Source organism: Pantoea sp. Fr+CA_20, from assembly GCF_024520835.1.
Taxonomy (GTDB): Bacteria; Pseudomonadota; Gammaproteobacteria; order Enterobacterales; family Enterobacteriaceae; genus Pantoea; species Pantoea allii.
On record NZ_JALNPN010000019.1, the window covers coordinates 86,619 to 105,549 of the forward strand.

Below are 18,931 nucleotides of genomic sequence, written 5' to 3' on the forward strand. Positions count from 1 at the left end.
TTGAGGATATTCGTTAATAATTGTTCTATAAACGCCTGAGAACGTGCAGCACTGTTCCACTTACAACAACAATCGGCAGGCCATATGGATAAAATTCACGCAATGCAGGTTTTCGTCAGAGTTGCTGAGATGGGCAGTTTTACTGCAGCAGCAGAAAGTCTTGGGCTCCCGAAGGGAAGCGTATCGCGGCAAATTCAGGCGCTGGAAAATCAGATGGGCACGCGTCTGCTTCACCGAACCACCCGGCGGGTGCAACTGACTCAGGATGGCTTAGTGTATTACGACCGCTGTCTTGATTTGCTGGCGATGATTGGTGATATGGACAGCCTGTTCCAGCACGATCCCGCCACCTTAAGCGGCAAGCTGCGGGTGGATATGTCCACAGCGATGGCGACCGACCTTATCCTGCCCCGCCTGCCGGAATTTCTTCAGCATTATCCCGGCGTTGAAATTGAACTCAGCAGCAACGATCGCCAGGTGGACGTTATCCGCGAAGGGTTTGACTGTGTGATTCGCGTTGGCGAGCTGAAAGATTCGGGGCTTATCGCCCGCCGAATCGGTACACATACCTTGATTAACTGCGCCAGCCCTGGCTACCTTTCGCGTTTTGGCCGGCCGATTCGGCTTGAAGAGCTGTCGCAGCATGCCATGGTGCATTACAGCCAGCAGCTTGGTCAGCCTGCCCAGGGCTTTGAATACTTCGATGGGAAGCAGTGCCACTACGTGCACACCGGCGGTGTCGTCACCGTTAACAGCACCGAAACCTATCGCGCGGCCTGCCTCGCAGGGCTGGGCATTATTCAGGTGCCGACCGTGGGGATTCATAAATATCTGGAAAGCGGTGAGTTGGTGGAGGTGCTTCATGCCTTCCCGGCCAGGCCGATGCCGATTCATTTACTTTATCCCCATCGTCGTAATGTGGCACGGCGCGTTCGGGTATTTATGGAGTGGTTAAGTCAGGTGCTTCAAGAGTATGTCACCTGACAGGCTATAATGTGTTTTTTACGTTTAACAGGAAGTGAATGTCTATGACAGACGAGCAGGATAACGCAAAAGACGCAAAGTCACCCAAACCCCTGATCGACATCAAAACGGGCAACAAGTCCGTCGATCGTTCCATCGTGCGCGTTTCACGTTTTGCCACCTGGTTTCAGGCGATACCCGCTGTGGCCCATTTTATCCGCGCACTTGAGCGGTTTAACGATCGTCTCGGCAGCCAGTTTGGCGCTGCCATTACCTATTTTTCTTTTTTATCGTTAATCCCGATTTTAATGGTGTCTTTTGCAGCCGTGGGTTTTGTGCTGGCATCGAATCAGGATCTGCTGACCGATATCATCAACAAAATCGTCAGCAGCATCAGCGATCCTGCCCTGGCAACGACGCTGAAAAATACGGTGAATACGGCTATCCAGCAGCGTGCTACCGTCGGTATCACCGGTCTGCTGTTGGCGCTTTATTCGGGACTGAACTGGATGGGCAATTTGCGAGAGGCCATTCGCGCCCAGTCGCGTGATGTCTGGGAGCGACAGCCCGACGATCAAGAAAAGTTCTGGAAACGCTACATTCGCGACTTCTTATCCCTGACCGGCCTGATGCTGGCGCTGGTGATTACCCTGTCACTGACCTCTGTCGCGGGCTCCGCCCAGGCCATGATAGTGAGTGCGTTAGGGCTGGATGGCATTGAGTGGTTACGTCCTGCGCTCACCATTATTGCGACCTCCATTTCCGTCATGGCGAACTATCTGTTGTTCCTGTGGATTTTCTGGATTCTGCCTCGCCATAAACCCCGTAAGAAGGCGCTGCTACGCGGCACCCTGCTGGCGGCAGTGGGTTTTGAAGTGATTAAATTTGTGATGACGCTGACCTTACCAAAACTGGCCAGTTCGCCGTCGGGCGCTGCGTTTGGATCGGTGCTGGGGTTAATGGCTTTCTTTTATTTCTTTGCGCGCCTGACGCTGTTTTGCGCTGCGTGGATCGCCACCGCGAAGTACAAAGACGATCCGCGCATGTCGGAAAAAGGTTCTCTGACCACCAGCAAATAAAATCACGGCGCTAAACCAGCGAAAAACACCGCCCTCCGGTTATTTATTCGTCAATTTACAGGATGAATAACTGGGGGGTCACTTTTCTTCAGCGCTTTCTCAGAGTATCTCGCCATTTTTGCGCCACTTCACCCTGCCATTCCCCAACATTTAACACATGACAAAAATTTTCCACTTTTGACGGCGCAACACCACTGACCACGGGGTTTTCAGCCATTGAATGCCGTTATACAGGTGCGTAAGATTCCCTATCTGTCATTAAAAATAAGAAACATTTATGCAAGCCTCCATCTCTGAACCGCTTGATCAGCAAAACGATCCCACGCCAGTCAACTCACGAAGTAAAGTGGTGGTCGCCTCGCTGGTCGGCACCGCTATCGAATTCTTCGATTTCTATATTTATGCCACGGCTGCCGTGATCGTTTTTCCTCATATCTTCTTTCCTCAGGGTGATGCCACCGTTGCCACACTGCAGTCGCTGGCCACCTTTGCTATCGCGTTCATCGCACGCCCAATCGGCTCTGCCCTGTTTGGTCACTTTGGTGACCGCGTAGGCCGCAAAGCTACACTGGTGGCCTCGCTGCTGACCATGGGCATCTCAACCGTGGTCATCGGTTTGTTGCCCAGCTACCAGAGCATTGGCGTACTGGCACCGCTGCTGCTGGCGCTGGCGCGCTTTGGTCAGGGTTTAGGTCTGGGCGGTGAATGGGGCGGCGCAGCCCTGCTGGCCACCGAGAATGCCCCCGCCAAAAAGCGTGCGCTATATGGCTCCTTCCCGCAGCTCGGTGCGCCCATCGGCTTCTTCTTTGCCAATGGCACCTTTCTGTTGCTCTCATGGCTGCTGACCGACGAGCAGTTTATGCAGTGGGGCTGGCGCGTGCCGTTTGTCCTGTCTGCCGTGCTGGTGTTGATTGGTCTGTATGTGCGCGTATCGCTGCATGAAAGCCCGGTGTTTGCCAAAGTGCAGAAAGAGAAGAAGCAGGTGCGTGTCCCGATTGCTTCGCTCCTGAGTAAACATCTGACGGCAACGATACTTGGCACCTTCATCATGCTTGCCACCTATACGCTGTTTTACATCATGACCGTGTACTCCATGAGTTACGGTACCGCCGCCGCGCCTGCCGGCCTGGGGATCTCACGTAACAGTATGCTGTGGATGCTGATGATGGCGGTCATTGGGTTTGGCGTGATGGTGCCGATTGCGGGCCTGCTGGCCGATCGCTTTGGTCGCCGTAAGACCATGATCGTCATTACGCTGATGATTATTGGCTTTTCGTTTCTGTTCCCGGTGATGTTGGGATCGGGCTCACAGGCGCTGGTGATGGCTTTCCTGCTGCTGGGCTTGAGCATTATGGGACTGACCTTTGGCCCGATGGGGGCGCTGCTGCCTGAGCTGTTCCCGACAGAAGTGCGTTATACCGGTGCATCCTTCTCTTATAACCTGTCGTCGATTCTGGGCGCCTCGGTTGCGCCTTATATCGCCACCTGGCTTAATGCACATTACGGCTTGTATGCGGTCGGTTTGTATCTGGCCTCGATGGCGTTTCTGACGCTGCTGGCGCTGATTGCCTGCAAAGAAACGCGGCATCAAACGCTGTATGAAGTGTAAATTCCGCCAGCATTGATTAAACCCGGCGCAGGCCGGGTTTTTTTATGGGTTTCAGGTCACGCTATTTCGCTTTCAGCCAGGCCATAAAATCGTCAATAAACACACGGGTTTTTAGCGGCAGCAGACGGTTAGGTAAGGTGATGGCGTAGGTGGTCATCGAGAGCGTATTTTCAATCCGCCAGTCCGGTAACACGCGACGTAACTGCCCATTGAGCAAATAGCCATTCGCGATAAAGGTGGGGATTAACGCAATGCCCACGCCCTGCAATATTGCATCGATCATAGCATCGCTGTTGTTTATCATCAGCCGGGGCGTAAGCATGACGCTCTCCAGCGTGTCGTTTAACCAGAAACGCCATTCCCCGCGAAACTGTGCGTCGTCTGGGAAGAAAATATTATGCTGTTTGAGCTCGCCCGGCATATCCGGCAGTTTCTGATCATAGTGCTCGGCACACACTAAAACATAATCAACAGGCATTAATGCACGCGCCACCATATTAACAGGTGGTGTATCCGTTACGCGCAATGCCAGGTCGTACGACTCGTGTGTCAGGTTAACCAGATGGTCAGTCAGATTTAATTCAATATTGATTTCAGCATAGCGCCGCAGAAAGCCGGGCAGAAAAGGAGTCAGTAAAATTTTCCCAAGCGTTGTGGGCGCGGTAATACGCAGTAATCCTTTAGGCGCGTCACTGTAACTGTCTGCCTGGGAAAACAGGGATTTAGTTGCGGCGATAACTGATAAAGCCTGATGATATATTTCTTGTCCCGCCTCGGTCACAGCGAGCGCGCGCGTCGAGCGGGTAAAGAGTAAGACATTTAACCTTTTTTCCAGCCTGTCTATCATACGACTCACTGAAGATGGCGTCATGGACAGCGCTTTTGCAGCCGAAGAAAAACTCCCCCTGTCGACTACCTGAACAAAGACCACCAGCCCTGAGAGAACGTCTGTTAATTCATTTATGTTCTTCACGCACAACTCTTTTGCGCCTGTTACGTCTAGCCAGGCTAGCACTGTAAAGTATGATATTCAATTATTCGATGCCATTACGGCGGCTTCGCCTCTGCGCGACAAAACCGTAGTGATATAAGCAAGTAAGAGCGTGTGCTTCTGGTTCAATGGTATGCGCGAATGCGATCAGGGAGTGCGACAGCGGTGGACAAGTCTGATTTTAGTTTAAAGCGTTTTATATTTTCTCGCTTCACCGGTGCGTTGTGCGATCAGTTTTTATTGTTTGCTGTGCCTTTGGCGATTTTGAAAACCACCGGTTCGCTAACGCTTTCTTCTCTGGCGTTTGTGGTCGAGTGGATTCCCCGCGTCCTGTTTTTCCCTCTCTCAGGTTTTCTGGCCGATCGACTGAAACCGCGCTTTATCTTTTTTAACGTCGATATTGCCCGTATGGCATTGATGATTTTGGCTTTTATGCTTTTAGCGGTTTTTCCAGACTCTACCTTTGCCATCCTGGCCGGTATGATGAGCTTACTGTCTGTCGCTTATGTATTAAGCTTTGTCGCCGCAGATGCGCTGCTGCCGCGGCATGTGTCAGCCGAGGCGCTACCCAAAGCCCATTCCCTGTTACAGGGGATCGATCAGGTTACGATGGTACTTGGTCCGGCGCTGGCGGTCGCTATCTCGGCCTGGGGTGGTATTCGCGGTATTCTTAGTATTGCCGCCGCGCTGTTTTTCCTGTCAGCCATCAACGTTCTTTTTTTGAAAACTCGTGATCCCCACGTAACCGATAAACTGCGGTTACGCACCTTACTGCAATCGAACCGCACAGCGTTAAGGGTGCTCAGAGAAAATAAAATCCTGCTGCATTTGTGTGCCCTGACCTGGGTTGTCAATCTGGTTTACGGTTCGGCACTGGTAGTCAGTGCTGCTGTCATCCTTAAAGAATTTCATCTTGCCGACCATTACTTTGGCGCGCTTCAAACCGCCGCCGCGGGGGTGAGTATCGTGATGTTTTTCTTTATTCCACGCTTTTCACACCGTTTTGGTTTATCCGCACTCGGCACCTTTTCGTTTTGTGCGATGATCCTTTCGGGTGCCGTTATGTCACAGTCGATGGATTACGCTATGTATCTGATTGGTTATGCGTTATTGATGGCGTTCGATGGGGCATTCAGCGTTTATCTGCGTACGTTACGCAGCCAGATTATTCCCGAGGCGCATTTGGGGAAAACGCTGGGACTGATCGGCCTCATGAATCTGTGTTCCATACCCGCCAGTGGGGCGTTAGTATCGCTGCTGTCCCCACATTTTATGCCGCTGGACATTATCAGCATCATTCTGCTGTTAGCGTTATGCACAGGCGTGATGTTAATTATCGCTGGGCGACAGCGCTTCGGTTACAAAAGCCTGCTGCCGCCTGTGATTGCGGCAGAATCTTCCTGCTAAATGAAAAAGGGCGCAGCCAGATGGCTGCGCCCTTTTCACGTCTAACGTTTTGCTGAAAACGGTGTCGCTCTGATTTAGCCCGCAACCGCGATACGTTTCATATCGGTCATGTAGCCACGCAGTTTGCGGCCAACCTGCTCGATAGGATGCTGACGAACGGCTTCGTTAACATCGCGCAGCTGGGCATTATCAACCTGAGTGCCTTCAATCGCTTTGCCCAGATCGCCTGGCTGCAGCGTGGTCATGAACTCTTTCAGCAATGGAACCGCCGCGAAGGAGAACAGGTAGTTGCCGTATTCAGCGGTGTCTGAGATTACCACGTTCATTTCGTACAGACGCTTACGCGCAATAGTGTTCGCAATCAGCGGCAGCTCGTGCAGTGATTCGTAGTACGCGGACTCTTCGATGATGCCTGCATCAACCATGGTTTCAAACGCCAGCTCAACGCCCGCTTTTACCATCGCGACCATAACAACACCTTTGTCATAGTACTCCTGCTCTTCGATTTTGCCGTCGAACTGTGGTGCGGTTTCAAACGCGGTTTTGCCGGTCTCTTCGCGCCAGGTCAGCAGTTTCTTATCGTCGTTAGCCCAGTCAGCCATCATGCCGGAAGAGAACTCGCCAGAAATGATGTCATCCATATGTTTCTGGAACAGCGGTGCCATGATGGTTTTCAGCTGTTCAGACAGTGCGTAAGCACGCAGTTTTGCCGGGTTAGACAGACGATCCATCATCAGTGTAATACCACCAAACTTCAGGGATTCGGTGATGGTTTCCCAGCCAAACTGAATCAGTTTTTCGGTGTACGCCGCATCGTGCCCTTCTGCCACCAGCTTGTCGAAGCACAGCAGGGAACCAGCCTGCAGCATGCCACACAGAATGGTCTGCTCGCCCATCAGGTCAGATTTAACTTCGGCAACAAAGGACGACTCCAGCACGCCAGCACGATCGCCGCCAGTTGCAGAAGCCCAGGCTTTAGCGATGGCCATGCCCTCGCCTTTAGGATCGTTTTCCGGGTGAACCGCGATCAGCGTAGGGACACCAAAACCGCGTTTGTATTCTTCACGTACTTCGGTGCCCGGACACTTTGGTGCAACCATCACGACGGTGATGTCTTTACGAATCGTTTCGCCCACTTCCACGATGTTGAAACCGTGTGAATAGCCCAGTGCTGCGCCATCTTTCATCAGCGGCTGAACAGCCTGCACGACCGCAGAGTGCTGTTTGTCCGGCGTCAGGTTAACCACCAGATCGGCCTGTGGAATCAGTTCTTCGTAAGTGCCAACTTTAAAACCATTTTCTGTTGCTTTACGGAATGAGGCACGTTTTTCAGCAATGGCTTCTGCACGCAGCGTATAGGACACATCCAGACCCGAATCGCGCATGTTCAGGCCCTGGTTCAGACCCTGAGCACCGCAGCCAACAATGACAATCTTCTTGCCTTTCAGGAAGCTGGCACCGTCCGCGAATTCGTCACGTCCCATAAAACGACACTTGCCCAGTTGCGCCAACTGGTTGCGCAGATTCAATGTGTTGAAGTAATTAGCCATGCGAACTCCGGTTAAATGTTGTGTTTGCTTTTGTTTGATGACGGCATCAGGTTCAGCGCCGCGAATGACCCCATCATATGACAGGATTTCTGTTGCTTAAATTGATATATTAACAACGTTACATTGCAATAATTGCAATGTCGTCCTGAGGTGAGACTCACATGGATCTACGCGATCTCAAATTGTTTCTTCATTTGGCAGAAAGCTGCCATTTTGGCCGCACCGCACGCGCCATGCATGTCAGTCCTTCCACGCTGTCGCGTCAGATCCAACGGCTGGAAGAAGATGTCGGTCACGCCTTGTTTCTGCGCGATAACCGCACCGTGGCGCTCACCGAAGCGGGCGAAAGACTCAAACTGTTTGCACAACAAACCTTACTGCAGTATCAGCAATTGCGCCATGCCATGGATCTCAACGGCCCCTCACTCAGTGGTGAACTACGGCTGTTTTGCTCGGTGACTGCCGCATACAGCCATCTTCCGCCTATTCTGGACCGCTTTCGCGCCGAACATCCGCAGGTTGAAATCAAACTGACCACCGGGGATGCGGCGGATGCGATTGAAACGGTACAGTCCGGCAACGCGGATCTGGCTATCGCCGGCCGCCCTGAATCGCTGCCAGCCAGCATAGACTTCACCACGCTGGGACTGCTTCCGCTGGGCCTGATTGCGCCTGCACTGCCGTGCCCGGTGCGCACTCAGGCAACAGAAGCCGCACCTGACTGGTCACAGATTCCGTTTATTCTGCCCGAGCAGGGGCCCGTTCGTCGGGCTATCGATCTGTGGTTCCGTCGTCACCGCATCGTCAACCCGCTGATTTACGCTACGGTAGCGGGCCATGAAGCGATCGTTTCGATGGTGGCGCTCGGCTGTGGCATTGCCTTGCTGCCGGATGTGGTGCTGGAGAACAGCCCTGAGCCGGTACGAAACCGGGTGCTGCCCCTGGAAAATGTGGAGTCGGTCGCGCCGCTGGAACTGGGCGTTTGTGTACAAAAAAAGCGGCTCGGTGAGCCGCTGATTAATGCGTTCTGGCATCTGCTGTAATTACTGACCCGCCAGAAAAAAACGGAAAGCCGGGTTATGGGTTTCGTCATGGAAATCATAACCCAGGTCGGTAAGGTGCTCTTCAAAACGCGGCTCATCGTTACCCAGCTCAAATGCCGTGAGCACCCGGCCATAATCGGTGCCGTGGCTACGGTAATGAAACAACGAGATATTCCAGTGCGTACCCAGCGTTTGCAGAAATTTGAGTAATGCGCCGGGCGCTTCCGGGAATTCAAAGCTGAACAAACGCTCACGCAGCGGCTTGGAAGGACGCCCACCGACCATGTAACGCACATGCAGCTTTGCCATTTCATCATCAGAGAGATCAACCACCTGATAACCGTTTTCCGTTAACTGGCTGATGATCTCAGCGCGTTCTTCCATCCCACGAGTCAGGCGCACGCCAACGAAAATGCAGGCCTTATCGGTATCGGCATAGCGGTAGTTGAACTCAGTAATAGAGCGACCGCCCAGCGTCTGACAGAACTTGAGGAAGCTGCCCTGTTGTTCCGGGATGGTGACGGCCAGAAGCGCTTCGCGCTGTTCTCCCAGTTCGCAGCGTTCAGATACGTAGCGCAAGCCGTGGAAGTTGACGTTAGCACCTGACAAGACGTGCGCCAGACGCTCGCCTTTGATGTCATGCTGCTGAACGTATTTCTTCATGCCCGCCAGCGCCAGCGCGCCTGAAGGCTCTGCCACGGCGCGCACATCTTCAAACAGGTCTTTCATTGCCGCGCAGATAGCATCGCTGTCCACGGTGACGATATCGTCAAGGTATTCCTGGCACAGACGGAAGGTTTCATCACCGATGCGTTTTACCGCCACGCCTTCGGCAAATAATCCCACGCGCGGTAAGTCTACCGGCTCACCGGCATCCAGCGCCGCCTTCAGGCAGGCTGAATCTTCGGACTCTACGGCAATCACTTTAATTTGCGGCATCAGTTGCTTGATGAGGACTGCCACACCGGCCGCCAGACCGCCACCGCCCACCGGGACAAAGACCCGATCAAGATGGGCGTCCTGCTGCAGCAGCTCCATCGCCAGCGTGCCCTGCCCGGCGATAACCGCCGGATGGTCAAAAGGTGGCACAAAGGTGTAACCCTGTTGCGACGCTAATTCGATGGCTTTGGCTTTGGCTTCGTCAAAGTTGGCACCAAACAGGAAGGCCTCTCCACCAAATGCGCGTACGGCATCCACCTTAATGTCGGCGGTAGACAGTGGCATCACGATCAGTGACTTAATCCCTAGCTTCGTGGCAGATAACGCCACGCCCTGAGCATGGTTACCAGCAGACGCGGTGACGACACCGCGGGCTTTCTGCTCTTCATTAAGTCCGGCGATCATCGCATAAGCACCGCGCACTTTAAAACTGTGCACTGGCTGGCGATCTTCTCGCTTCACCAGGATGGTGTTGCCCAGGCGCGCAGAGATTTTTTCCATCTTCTGCAGCGGCGTAACCAGAGCCACTTCGTAGACCGGTGAACGCAATACAGCGCGCAAATACTCGGCGCCGCAGGGCGCCTCGGGTAGCGGTTGAGCCTCAGCCATTTTAGCCTCCCAGCTTACTCTTATCGCGCACTGCACCTTTGTCGGCACTGGTGGCGAGCGATGCATAGGCACGCAGTGCAAACGACACTTCACGCTGACGATTCACCGGCGTGTAAGCGTCGTCGCCACGAGCCTGCTGTTCTTCACGGCGCGCGTGCAGTTCATTATCCGGCACGGCCAATTTGATACCGCGGTTCGGGATATCGATTTCAATCGTATCGCCATCTTTGACCAGAGCGATGGTGCCGCCGTTCGCGGCCTCCGGTGAGGCGTGGCCAATTGACAGGCCGGACGTACCGCCTGAGAAGCGACCGTCGGTGATCAGCGCACAGCTTTTACCCAGGCCCATTGATTTCAGGTAGGTCGTGGGATACAACATTTCCTGCATGCCCGGTCCGCCTTTAGGCCCTTCGTAGCGAATCACCACAACGTCACCCGCAACCACTTTGCCGCCGAGAATAGCTTCGACTGCATCATCCTGGCTCTCATACACTTTGGCCGGGCCGCTGAAGGTCAGAATCTCTTTGTCTACGCCCGCTGTTTTCACGATACAGCCATCTTCGGCGATGTTGCCGTACAGCACAGCCAGACCGCCGTCCTGCGAGTACGCGTTTTCGCGCGTACGGATACAGCCTTCAGCACGGTCATCATCCAGCGTGTCCCAACGGCAATTCTGTGAGAACGCCTGTGTGGTGCGAATACCGGCCGGGCCCGCGCGGAACATGTCCTTCACTGCCTGATCCTGGGTCAGCATGATGTCGTACTGATCGATCGTTTCACGCATGCTTTGCTGCAGGATGTTGCGTGCGCTGGTGTCGATAAGTCCGGCACGATCCAACTCGCCGAGAATACCGATCACGCCACCGGCACGGTGCACATCTTCCATGTGATATTTCGGGGTACTGGGTGCGACTTTGCACAGCTGAGGCACTTTGCGCGACAGGCGATCGATATCAGAGATATTGAAGTCGATCTCGCCTTCCTGCGCGGCAGCCAGCAAGTGCAACACGGTGTTGGTGGAGCCGCCCATGGCGATATCCAGCGTCATGGCGTTTTCAAACGCGGCCTTGTTAGCGATGTTACGCGGCAGCATGTTGGCATCGTCCTGCTCGTAATAGCGTTTAGTCAGGCTAACGATGCGCTTACCGGCGTTGATAAACAGCGTTTTACGGTCGGCGTGGGTGGCCAGCAGGGAACCGTTACCCGGTTGAGACAGGCCCAGCGCTTCAGTCAGGCAGTTCATGGAGTTCGCAGTGAACATGCCCGAACAGGAACCGCAGGTCGGACAGGCGGAACGTTCGATCTGCTCGCTGTCGGCATCGCTGACGTTCGGATTGGCGCCCTGAATCATCGCATCGACCAAATCTAACTTGATGATCTGATCGGACAGCTTGGTCTTACCGGCTTCCATCGGGCCGCCGGACACAAAGATAACCGGAATGTTCAGGCGCAGTGACGCCATCAACATGCCTGGGGTGATTTTGTCGCAGTTTGAGATGCAAACCATAGCATCGGCACAGTGTGCATTTACCATGTACTCGACGGAATCAGCAATCAGTTCCCGGGAAGGCAGAGAATACAGCATGCCGCCATGGCCCATGGCAATACCGTCATCCACCGCGATCGTGTTGAACTCTTTGGCCACGCCACCAGCCGCTTCGATTTGCTCGGCAACCAGCTTACCCAGATCACGCAGGTGAACGTGGCCCGGTACAAACTGGGTGAAGGAGTTCACGACGGCGATAATCGGTTTGCCGAAATCATCGTCGGTCATTCCTGTTGCGCGCCAGAGGGCACGGGCACCGGCCATGTTGCGGCCGTGGGTGGTGGTAGCGGAACGGTACTTAGGCATGCTCTTTACTCCAGTGAAAATAAGTTCGCGGACATCCAGCGACATCCGCGCAGGTCTGGTTATGCGTTAACCGGGTCCAGCCAGCCCCATTTGTCTTCAGTCTCGCCGGTGAACAGGCCGAAGAAGGCCTGCTGAACGCGTTTGGTCACCGGTCCACATTTGCCTGCACCGACCTGAATACGATCCACGCTGCGTACTGGGGTGATTTCTGCTGCGGTGCCGGACATAAAGACTTCGTCGGCCAGGTAGAGCGATTCACGAGACAGTGCCTGTTCACGCACTTCGATGCCCATATCCCGCGCCAGCGTAATGATGGCATCGCGGGTGATGCCCGGCAGTGCAGATGAGGTAAACGGCGGGGTGAACAGCACACCGTCTTTCACTTCGAACAGGTTTTCGCCTGCCCCTTCTGAGATCAGGCCATTGGTATCCAGCGCGATCCCTTCCTGGTAGCCATGGCGACGTGCTTCGCTGCCCACTAACAGTGAGGAAAGGTAGTTGCCGCCTGCTTTCGCCGCGGTTGGCAGCGTATTTGGCGCAACACGGTTCCATGAGGAAACCATCGCATCAATACCGTTTTCCAGCGCTTCAGCACCCAGATAAGCGCCCCACGGGAAGGCCGCAATGATCACGTCGGTCGTAAAGCCATCCGGCGGGTTCACGCCCAGTCCCACATCACCGACGAAAGCCAGCGGACGGATATAGGCGCTTTTCAGGTTGTTGACGCGAATGACTTCACGGCAGGCTTCCATCAGTTCATCAACGCTGTGTTTGATTGGGAAACGGTAGATTTTGGCGGAATCGTGCAGGCGCTGCATGTGCTCGCGGTGACGGAATACAACCGGCCCTTTATGGGAGTCATAGCAGCGAACGCCTTCAAATACCGATGTGCCGTAGTGCAACGCGTGAGACATCACGCTGACTTTTGCCTCTTCCCATTTAACCATTTCGCCGTTGAACCAAATAAAGTCTGCTTTCTTCGTGCTCATTATTATTTCCTATAGCGACTACGCGCGTATTTGTTGTGATGTCTGTTGTTGAATCTGGACGCAGGCGACATCCATCAGTTTTCTTAGCTGGGAAGACAGTAAATCGACAGAGCGCTGGCTGGCAACGGTCATTTCGATATTAATGTTTTCAGTGTTAGCGACAGTGGCCATGTTCATGGAACACACCTGAAAGCCACGGTGGCGTACAACACGTAAAATACGTTCCAATATTTCAGGTCGAAAGCGCGCTTCGATAGACAATTGATGCTGGTTCATACGGTTTTCTCCATCATGTTGGCGTTGCTGGCACCAGGCGGTACCAATGGCCAGACGTTTTCATGCTCATCGATTGAAACATGCAGGAAGTAAGGGCCTTCACTGCTCAGCAGAGCATCGAGCGCGGCGTCGACCTGATCTTTACGGGTGATGCGCTGGCCGGGGATATCAAACGCACTGGCCAGGGTAAGAAAGTCGGGGTTATCGGTCAGGATGGTTTCGCTGTAGCGGCCATCAAAAAACAGCTGCTGCCACTGGCGGACCATACCCAGGCGTTGGTTATCCAGCAGCAAGATTTTTACCGGCAGCTTACCGCGTTTGATTGTGCCCAGCTCCTGGATGTTCATCATGATTGAGCCATCGCCCGAGACGCAGATCACCGTATCGTTGGGACGCGCAACCTGCGCACCGATCGCCGCGGGCAGGCCAAAGCCCATGGTGCCTAATCCGCTGGAGGTGATGAAATCTTCAGGCGCGTCACAGGAGATATGCTGGGCCGCCCACATCTGGTGCTGACCGACGTCGGTCGTGATCACGGTGTTGGCAGGCTTGCGGTCGGACAGTTGTTTCAATAACAACGCCGCATAGATCGCTTCGCCGGGATGATCGTAGCGCCATGCATGCTGTGCCTTCAGTGCGGTCACTTCGTCACGCCATGCCTGAATCTCTAAAGGCTGGCTCAGGGCGGGCAGAACGTGGTTAAGATCGCCTTGCAGCGAGACATGCGCACGGCGCAGCTTGTTCAGTTCTGCCGGGTCGACATCAAGGTGAATCACACTTGCCAGCGGTGCAAAGGTGTCCAGCTTGCCTGTTACACGGTCATCAAAACGTGCGCCAACCGCAATTAACAGATCACAAGATTGTACAGCCAGATTCGCAGCCTTGGTGCCGTGCATGCCCAGCATACCCAGATATAAATCGCTGTCTGCATCAATACTTCCCAGCCCTTTCAGCGTGGCGACCGCGGGTATGCCTGTTTCCTGCGCCAGGGCGCGCAGTGCCGGTACTGCCTGCGCCATTCCCACGCCGCCGCCCACGTATAACATCGGCTTTTTGGCCTGAGCCATCATCGCCCGTGCTTCCACTATCGCCTGATGCGGCATCGACATAACTTCCTCGACCGGCATCAACTGTGGTGAAGGCTCGCCTTTTGCCATCTGGATATCTTTTGGAATATCCACTAAAACCGGGCCGGGGCGACCGGACTGAGCGATAGCAAAGGCTTCAGCCATGACGGAAGGCAACTCGTCCAGCGACTCAACCATAAAACTGTGTTTCGTGCAGGCTAATGACAGGCCAAGAACATCGATTTCCTGAAAGGCATCTGTACCGATAAACGCGGAAGAGACCTGACCGGTTAGCGCGACAACCGGAACAGAGTCCATCATGGCGTCGGCAAGCCCGGTGATCAGATTCGTCGCACCGGGACCGGATGTTGCAATGCAAACGCCCGTTTTGCCGGTTGAACGGGCATAGCCGATAGCGGCCATGACGGCGCCCTGCTCATGACGGCACAACAGGTGTTCCACGCCGCCGTCGTATAGCGCATCGTATACTGGCATGATTGCACCGCCAGGATAGCCAAATACGATATCAACGCCCTGCGCGCGTAAAGCCTGAACTACCCATTGTGCACCTGTCATCGCTATTCTCCTGTGTCCTTAGGGGAACAACAGAATTTTATGCTACTGTTCATTGTTTGTTCCTTGCAGATTTACTAAGTTTTTGCCAGGTCAAAAAAAAACCCCCGGACCTTTCGGTGCGGGGGGTTTTTTAGAGTTCTGGCTTGATTTTTAAGCCTTTCTTGCTCCAAGCGTTGCCCCGCACAGTGGGTTAATAATCACCACCACGCTAATCACGACAAGGCTAATCACTAGTAGAAGGGCTTTCATAACGTATTCGATTCTTTCACTCGTTCGAAGTAATGCCTACAGAGTTATCATAGTTAGCAGGCTAAATACAACATTTTTTATCAGGTTTTTTATTCCGTCAGGCTGCACTCTTTCGTTATCAATTTGTTATTAAAAGAGTATTTCATCAGGTGCTGCTGCTGACAAAAAATGACGCTGATCGCATCCTGGTCGTTTCACAGCACGCTTCTGCAAAATAAGAAATCCAATGTATGACGAAGGAAAAGTTTGCGGGGCAAGATACATTTCGCTGTTTTACCCTTCGCCGTACCTGAATCCCGCAGGCAGAATTGCCGTATTTGGGAGCGGCGATGTCATTATCAAAGGTGCTGACGCGGGCAGCCATCGGTGTTGAAGCACCGCTGGTTACGATTGAAGTGCATATCAGTAACGGGTTGCCTGCACTGACACTGGTGGGTTTACCTGAAACCACCGTTAAAGAAGCGCGTGAGCGCGTCCGTAGCGCCATCATAAACAGCGGTTTTGACTTCCCTGCCCGACGCATCACCATCAACTTAGGCCCGGCAGATTTACCTAAAGAAGGCGGCCGTTATGATTTGCCCATGGCTATCGCCATTCTGGTGGCCTCTGAACAGCTTCCTGCGGACAAGCTCGACCAGCACGAGTTTCTGGGTGAACTGGCCCTTAACGGTGCCCTGTGCGGCGTTAAGGGTGCCATTCCGGCGGCGTTGGCGGCGATTGAGGGCAACCGACAGCTCATCCTTTCGGCAGAAAACCAGGCTGACGCGGGTTTGATCCGCAAAGGTGCGACCTTAGTCGCTGCGCACTTGATCGAAGTCTGTGCCTTTTTACACGGTAAGTGTGAGTTAGCTGTTGCAGCCGCCCATACGGAACACGATGAAATCATCACAGACGATCTCCGCGATATTGTGGGTCAGGAACAGGGTCGGCGCGCCCTGGAAATTACCGCCGCAGGGGGACATAACCTGATGCTGATTGGGCCGCCAGGAACAGGCAAAACCATGCTCGCCACGCGCTTACCCGGCATCATGCCGCCGTTAAGCGATCAGGAAGCCTTAGAGTGCGCAGCCATTGCCAGCCTGAGCATTGCCGGACCGTGGCATCAGCAATGGCGTAAGCGGCCTTTCAGAGCGCCACATCATAGTGCTTCACTGTATGCTCTCATCGGTGGCGGTGCGTTACCCCGTCCAGGGGAGATCTCGCTGGCTCATAACGGCGTGCTGTTTCTGGATGAATTGCCTGAATTCCAGCGCAGCGTTCTGGATGCATTACGTGAACCCATTGAGTCCGGTGAGGTGGCGATTTCACGGGCCAGGGCAAAAGTTGTTTATCCCGCACGCTTTCAGTTAATCGCCGCGATGAATCCCAGTCCAACCGGGCACTATCAAGGCCAGCATAATCGTACGTCGCCGCAGCAGATTCTGCGCTATCTCGGCAAGCTTTCAGGTCCTTTCCTCGACCGCTTTGATCTGTCCCTGGAAGTGCCCTTGCTTCCTGCCGGAATGCTGAGTCAGCAACGTCATGCCGGGGAAAGCTCTGCGGAGGTGCGTGAACGGGTACTCGCCGCACGTCAGATACAAATGGCGCGCTCAGGAAAGATCAACGCCCAGTTGGCGAATTCGGATGTACTACAGTGGTGTGAGATTACGCCGCCGGATGCCAAATGGCTTGAGTCGGTTTTAAATCAATTGGGCTTATCGGTACGGGCGTGGCAACGTATTCTGAAAGTGGCTCGGACAGTGGCCGATTTAGCGGGTGAAGAGACGATTACGCGTCACCATCTTCAGGAAGCCGTCAGTTATCGTAGCATTGACCGGCTGATGATCTATCTTCATAAAAGCATGCAGTAAAAAGGGGCTTTCGCCCCTTCTCATCAATCGTCGCTTTCGGTGTAGTCTTCAACGGTATCCATCTGTGGCTTACCGCCTGACAGCGTGTGAAAACGCTTAGGACGCTTGATACGTGTCATGTATTTGGACCATACACGTTCTGCTTCCGTTTGCGGCTCACGCACGCCACGACAAACCTCAATGAACAAACGTTCTTCTTCTGTCGTCGGCTCGCGTTTAGCAAGATCCAACTCATTAAAAGCAACACCGTGGCGTTCAAGTAGCTGTGCTTCTTTAATCGTAAAGTCCCCATGACGCGAAAAACCGCGTGGGTAATGTTTGTTATCAAAGAAACGATTTTCCGTTGAGAAGCTTTCCGCCATGTTACACGCTCCTGTTTCTCTTATGGCCGTGCGATTTATGGCGCGGAGTATTAGATAGGCTTGACAGAGTGTAAAACAAAACATTTAAATCTATACGACAAACAAATTTTGGGAGAACGATGTGGATACGGAATTACTGAAAACTTTCCTGGAAGTGAGCAGAACTCGCCATTTCGGGCGCGCTGCAGAAGCACTTTACTTAACGCAGTCTGCTGTCAGTTTTCGCATCCGCCAGTTAGAAAACCAGCTAGGGGTTAATCTTTTTACCCGACATCGCAACAATATACGTCTGACTTCTGCAGGAGAGCGCCTGCTGCCCTATGCCGAAAGTCTGATGAATACATGGCTGATGGCCAAGAAAGAAGTGTCACATACGCAGCAGCACCATGAGCTGTCTATCGGTGCCAGTGCCTCGCTATGGGAGGCCTACTTAACACCCTGGCTTAAGACGCTCTATGAGAACCGTGAGAGCCTGCATCTGGAAGCGCGTGTGGCACAGCGTCATTTGTTGGTTAAGCAGCTACACGAGCGTCAGCTGGACTTATTGATTACGACTGAAGCACCGAAGATGGATGAATTAACCAGCCAGCAGATCGGTCATATTTCACTGGCGCTTTTTCGCTCACGGCAGACAGAAAAGCGTGAGAAATATGACTACATTAAAGTGGAATGGGGAGCCGACTTTCATCAGCATCAAAGCTATCTCTCCGGCGGAGATGATGTACCGGTGTTAACAACGACATCAGCGCAGGTTACGCGGGAATTGTTGCATACCACGGGAGCCTGCGCGTTTCTGCCCGATTTCTGGCAAAGCCTGTACAGCGATCTGATGGTGATGCCTGATACTTCTGTCGCAGTTCGACCCCTTTATGCGGTGTGGCTACAAAACAGCGATCAGCAAACGTACATTCGTCAGTTGCTAAAGTTTCCTGTCGTGCCGAACTAAGGGTATGAGGGGAGAGGATTAAGCCAGTTTCTGCTGGCTGATTTTCTTTTTTAGTTTTCTTCAGGCAAAAAAAAATCCTTTGCCGAAGCAAAGGATTTTTCTCTTTCTGGCAGGGGCGGAGGGACTCGAACCCCCAACACCCGGTTTTGGAGACCGGTGCTCTACCAATTGAACTACGCCCCTAAAAAGGGTGGCGGAACGGACGGGGCTCGAACCCGCGACCCCCTGCGTGACAGGCAGGTATTCTAACCAACTGAACTACCGCTCCACCGATTCTGTACTGACATCAGAAAAACGTTCTGATATCAGGTGTTTCGCCCTTCCGCGTCACCGGTAAGGTCACGACCAGCGTACTGGTCTTAATTTGATGCCTGGCAGTTGATGAATCACGCGGTGATTCACCCTTCGGGCCGCTGCTCTGCAGCGTTCAAAAGCATTCGCTTTTGTCCTACTCTCTTTGAGTAGAGAACTGCCCGAAGTAACGTGCAGGTTTTCAATTTGATGCCTGGCAGTTCCCTACTCTCGCATGGGGAGACCCCACACTACCATCGGCGCTACGGCGTTTCACTTCTGA

16 protein-coding genes and 2 tRNA genes are annotated in these 18,931 nt (G+C 53.5%); 7 read left to right on the forward strand and 11 right to left on the reverse strand.

Going from position 1 to position 18,931, the window contains the following annotated elements:
* The first annotated feature begins 84 nt into the window (after positions 1-84).
* The 3 genes from NR177_RS19130 to NR177_RS19140 all read left to right on the forward strand — a co-directional run bounded on the left by NR177_RS19130 (position 85) and on the right by NR177_RS19140 (position 3,651).
* Positions 85-984 (forward strand): LysR family transcriptional regulator, encoded by a 900-nt coding sequence (locus NR177_RS19130; protein WP_063877640.1) that lies wholly within the window; start codon positions 85-87, stop codon positions 982-984.
* 38 nt (positions 985-1,022) lie between these two features.
* Positions 1,023-2,042, forward strand: coding sequence for an inner membrane protein YhjD (gene yhjD, locus NR177_RS19135; protein WP_172823883.1), 1,020 nt, complete (start codon positions 1,023-1,025; stop codon positions 2,040-2,042).
* Positions 2,043-2,319: 277 nt separating this feature from the next.
* Entirely contained in the window at positions 2,320-3,651 is a 1,332-nt protein-coding gene (locus NR177_RS19140; protein WP_145394677.1) for an MFS transporter, read from the forward strand.
* A 61-nt stretch (positions 3,652-3,712) separates the two neighbouring features.
* On the opposite strand, the gene NR177_RS19145 is transcribed toward NR177_RS19140, so the two are convergent.
* On the reverse strand, positions 3,713-4,624 hold the full coding sequence (locus tag NR177_RS19145) for a LysR family transcriptional regulator (protein WP_256853422.1): 912 nt from the start codon (positions 4,622-4,624) through the stop codon (positions 3,713-3,715).
* Between the two features lie 183 nt (positions 4,625-4,807).
* On the opposite strand from NR177_RS19145, the gene NR177_RS19150 reads away from it, so the two are divergent.
* Positions 4,808-6,049: an MFS transporter gene (locus tag NR177_RS19150; protein WP_256853423.1), complete on the forward strand. Its 1,242-nt coding sequence runs from the start codon at positions 4,808-4,810 to the stop codon at positions 6,047-6,049.
* Positions 6,050-6,123: 74 nt separating this feature from the next.
* On the opposite strand, the gene ilvC is transcribed toward NR177_RS19150, so the two are convergent.
* Positions 6,124-7,599, reverse strand: coding sequence for a ketol-acid reductoisomerase (gene ilvC, locus NR177_RS19155; RefSeq protein WP_063877644.1), 1,476 nt, complete (start codon positions 7,597-7,599; stop codon positions 6,124-6,126).
* Between the two features lie 161 nt (positions 7,600-7,760).
* Between ilvC and ilvY the strand changes: the two genes are divergently transcribed.
* Positions 7,761-8,642, forward strand: coding sequence for an HTH-type transcriptional activator IlvY (gene ilvY / locus NR177_RS19160; RefSeq protein ID WP_063877645.1), 882 nt, complete (start codon positions 7,761-7,763; stop codon positions 8,640-8,642).
* Here the strand turns inward: ilvY and ilvA are convergent, their stop codons facing one another.
* The 6 genes from ilvA to ilvL all read right to left on the reverse strand — a co-directional run bounded on the left by ilvA (position 8,643) and on the right by ilvL (position 15,199).
* Entirely contained in the window at positions 8,643-10,190 is a 1,548-nt protein-coding gene (ilvA, locus tag NR177_RS19165; RefSeq protein ID WP_241568222.1) for a threonine ammonia-lyase, biosynthetic, read from the reverse strand.
* A 1-nt stretch (position 10,191) separates the two neighbouring features.
* The gene (ilvD, locus tag NR177_RS19170) at positions 10,192-12,042 is read right to left on the reverse strand and encodes a dihydroxy-acid dehydratase (protein WP_063877647.1); all 1,851 of its coding nucleotides are present in this window, start codon (positions 12,040-12,042) and stop codon (positions 10,192-10,194) included.
* A gap of 59 nt (positions 12,043-12,101) precedes the next feature.
* Positions 12,102-13,031 (reverse strand): branched-chain amino acid transaminase, encoded by a 930-nt coding sequence (locus NR177_RS19175; RefSeq protein ID WP_063877648.1) that lies wholly within the window; start codon positions 13,029-13,031, stop codon positions 12,102-12,104.
* 18 nt (positions 13,032-13,049) lie between these two features.
* The gene (gene ilvM / locus NR177_RS19180; protein ID WP_063877649.1) at positions 13,050-13,307 is read right to left on the reverse strand and encodes an acetolactate synthase 2 small subunit; all 258 of its coding nucleotides are present in this window, start codon (positions 13,305-13,307) and stop codon (positions 13,050-13,052) included.
* Entirely contained in the window at positions 13,304-14,950 is a 1,647-nt protein-coding gene (gene ilvG / locus NR177_RS19185) for an acetolactate synthase 2 catalytic subunit (RefSeq protein ID WP_256853424.1), read from the reverse strand. Before ilvG ends, ilvM begins: the two co-directional genes overlap by 4 nt.
* Before the next feature lie 150 nt (positions 14,951-15,100).
* Positions 15,101-15,199: an ilv operon leader peptide gene (ilvL, locus tag NR177_RS19190; RefSeq protein ID WP_071785161.1), complete on the reverse strand. Its 99-nt coding sequence runs from the start codon at positions 15,197-15,199 to the stop codon at positions 15,101-15,103.
* A 329-nt stretch (positions 15,200-15,528) separates the two neighbouring features.
* Here ilvL and NR177_RS19195 point away from each other — a divergent pair, with 329 nt between their 5' ends.
* On the forward strand, positions 15,529-17,049 hold the full coding sequence (locus NR177_RS19195; RefSeq protein WP_256853425.1) for a YifB family Mg chelatase-like AAA ATPase: 1,521 nt from the start codon (positions 15,529-15,531) through the stop codon (positions 17,047-17,049).
* A 23-nt stretch (positions 17,050-17,072) separates the two neighbouring features.
* Here the strand turns inward: NR177_RS19195 and NR177_RS19200 are convergent, their stop codons facing one another.
* The gene (locus NR177_RS19200; RefSeq protein WP_063877652.1) at positions 17,073-17,411 is read right to left on the reverse strand and encodes a DUF413 domain-containing protein; all 339 of its coding nucleotides are present in this window, start codon (positions 17,409-17,411) and stop codon (positions 17,073-17,075) included.
* 121 nt (positions 17,412-17,532) lie between these two features.
* Here NR177_RS19200 and hdfR point away from each other — a divergent pair, with 121 nt between their 5' ends.
* Entirely contained in the window at positions 17,533-18,357 is an 825-nt protein-coding gene (gene hdfR / locus NR177_RS19205) for an HTH-type transcriptional regulator HdfR (protein ID WP_063877653.1), read from the forward strand.
* Between the two features lie 107 nt (positions 18,358-18,464).
* Here hdfR and NR177_RS19210 read toward each other — a convergent pair.
* Positions 18,465-18,540, reverse strand: a tRNA-Trp gene (locus tag NR177_RS19210).
* Between the two features lie 8 nt (positions 18,541-18,548).
* Positions 18,549-18,625, reverse strand: a tRNA-Asp gene (locus tag NR177_RS19215).
* Positions 18,626-18,931: the final 306 nt, after the last annotated feature.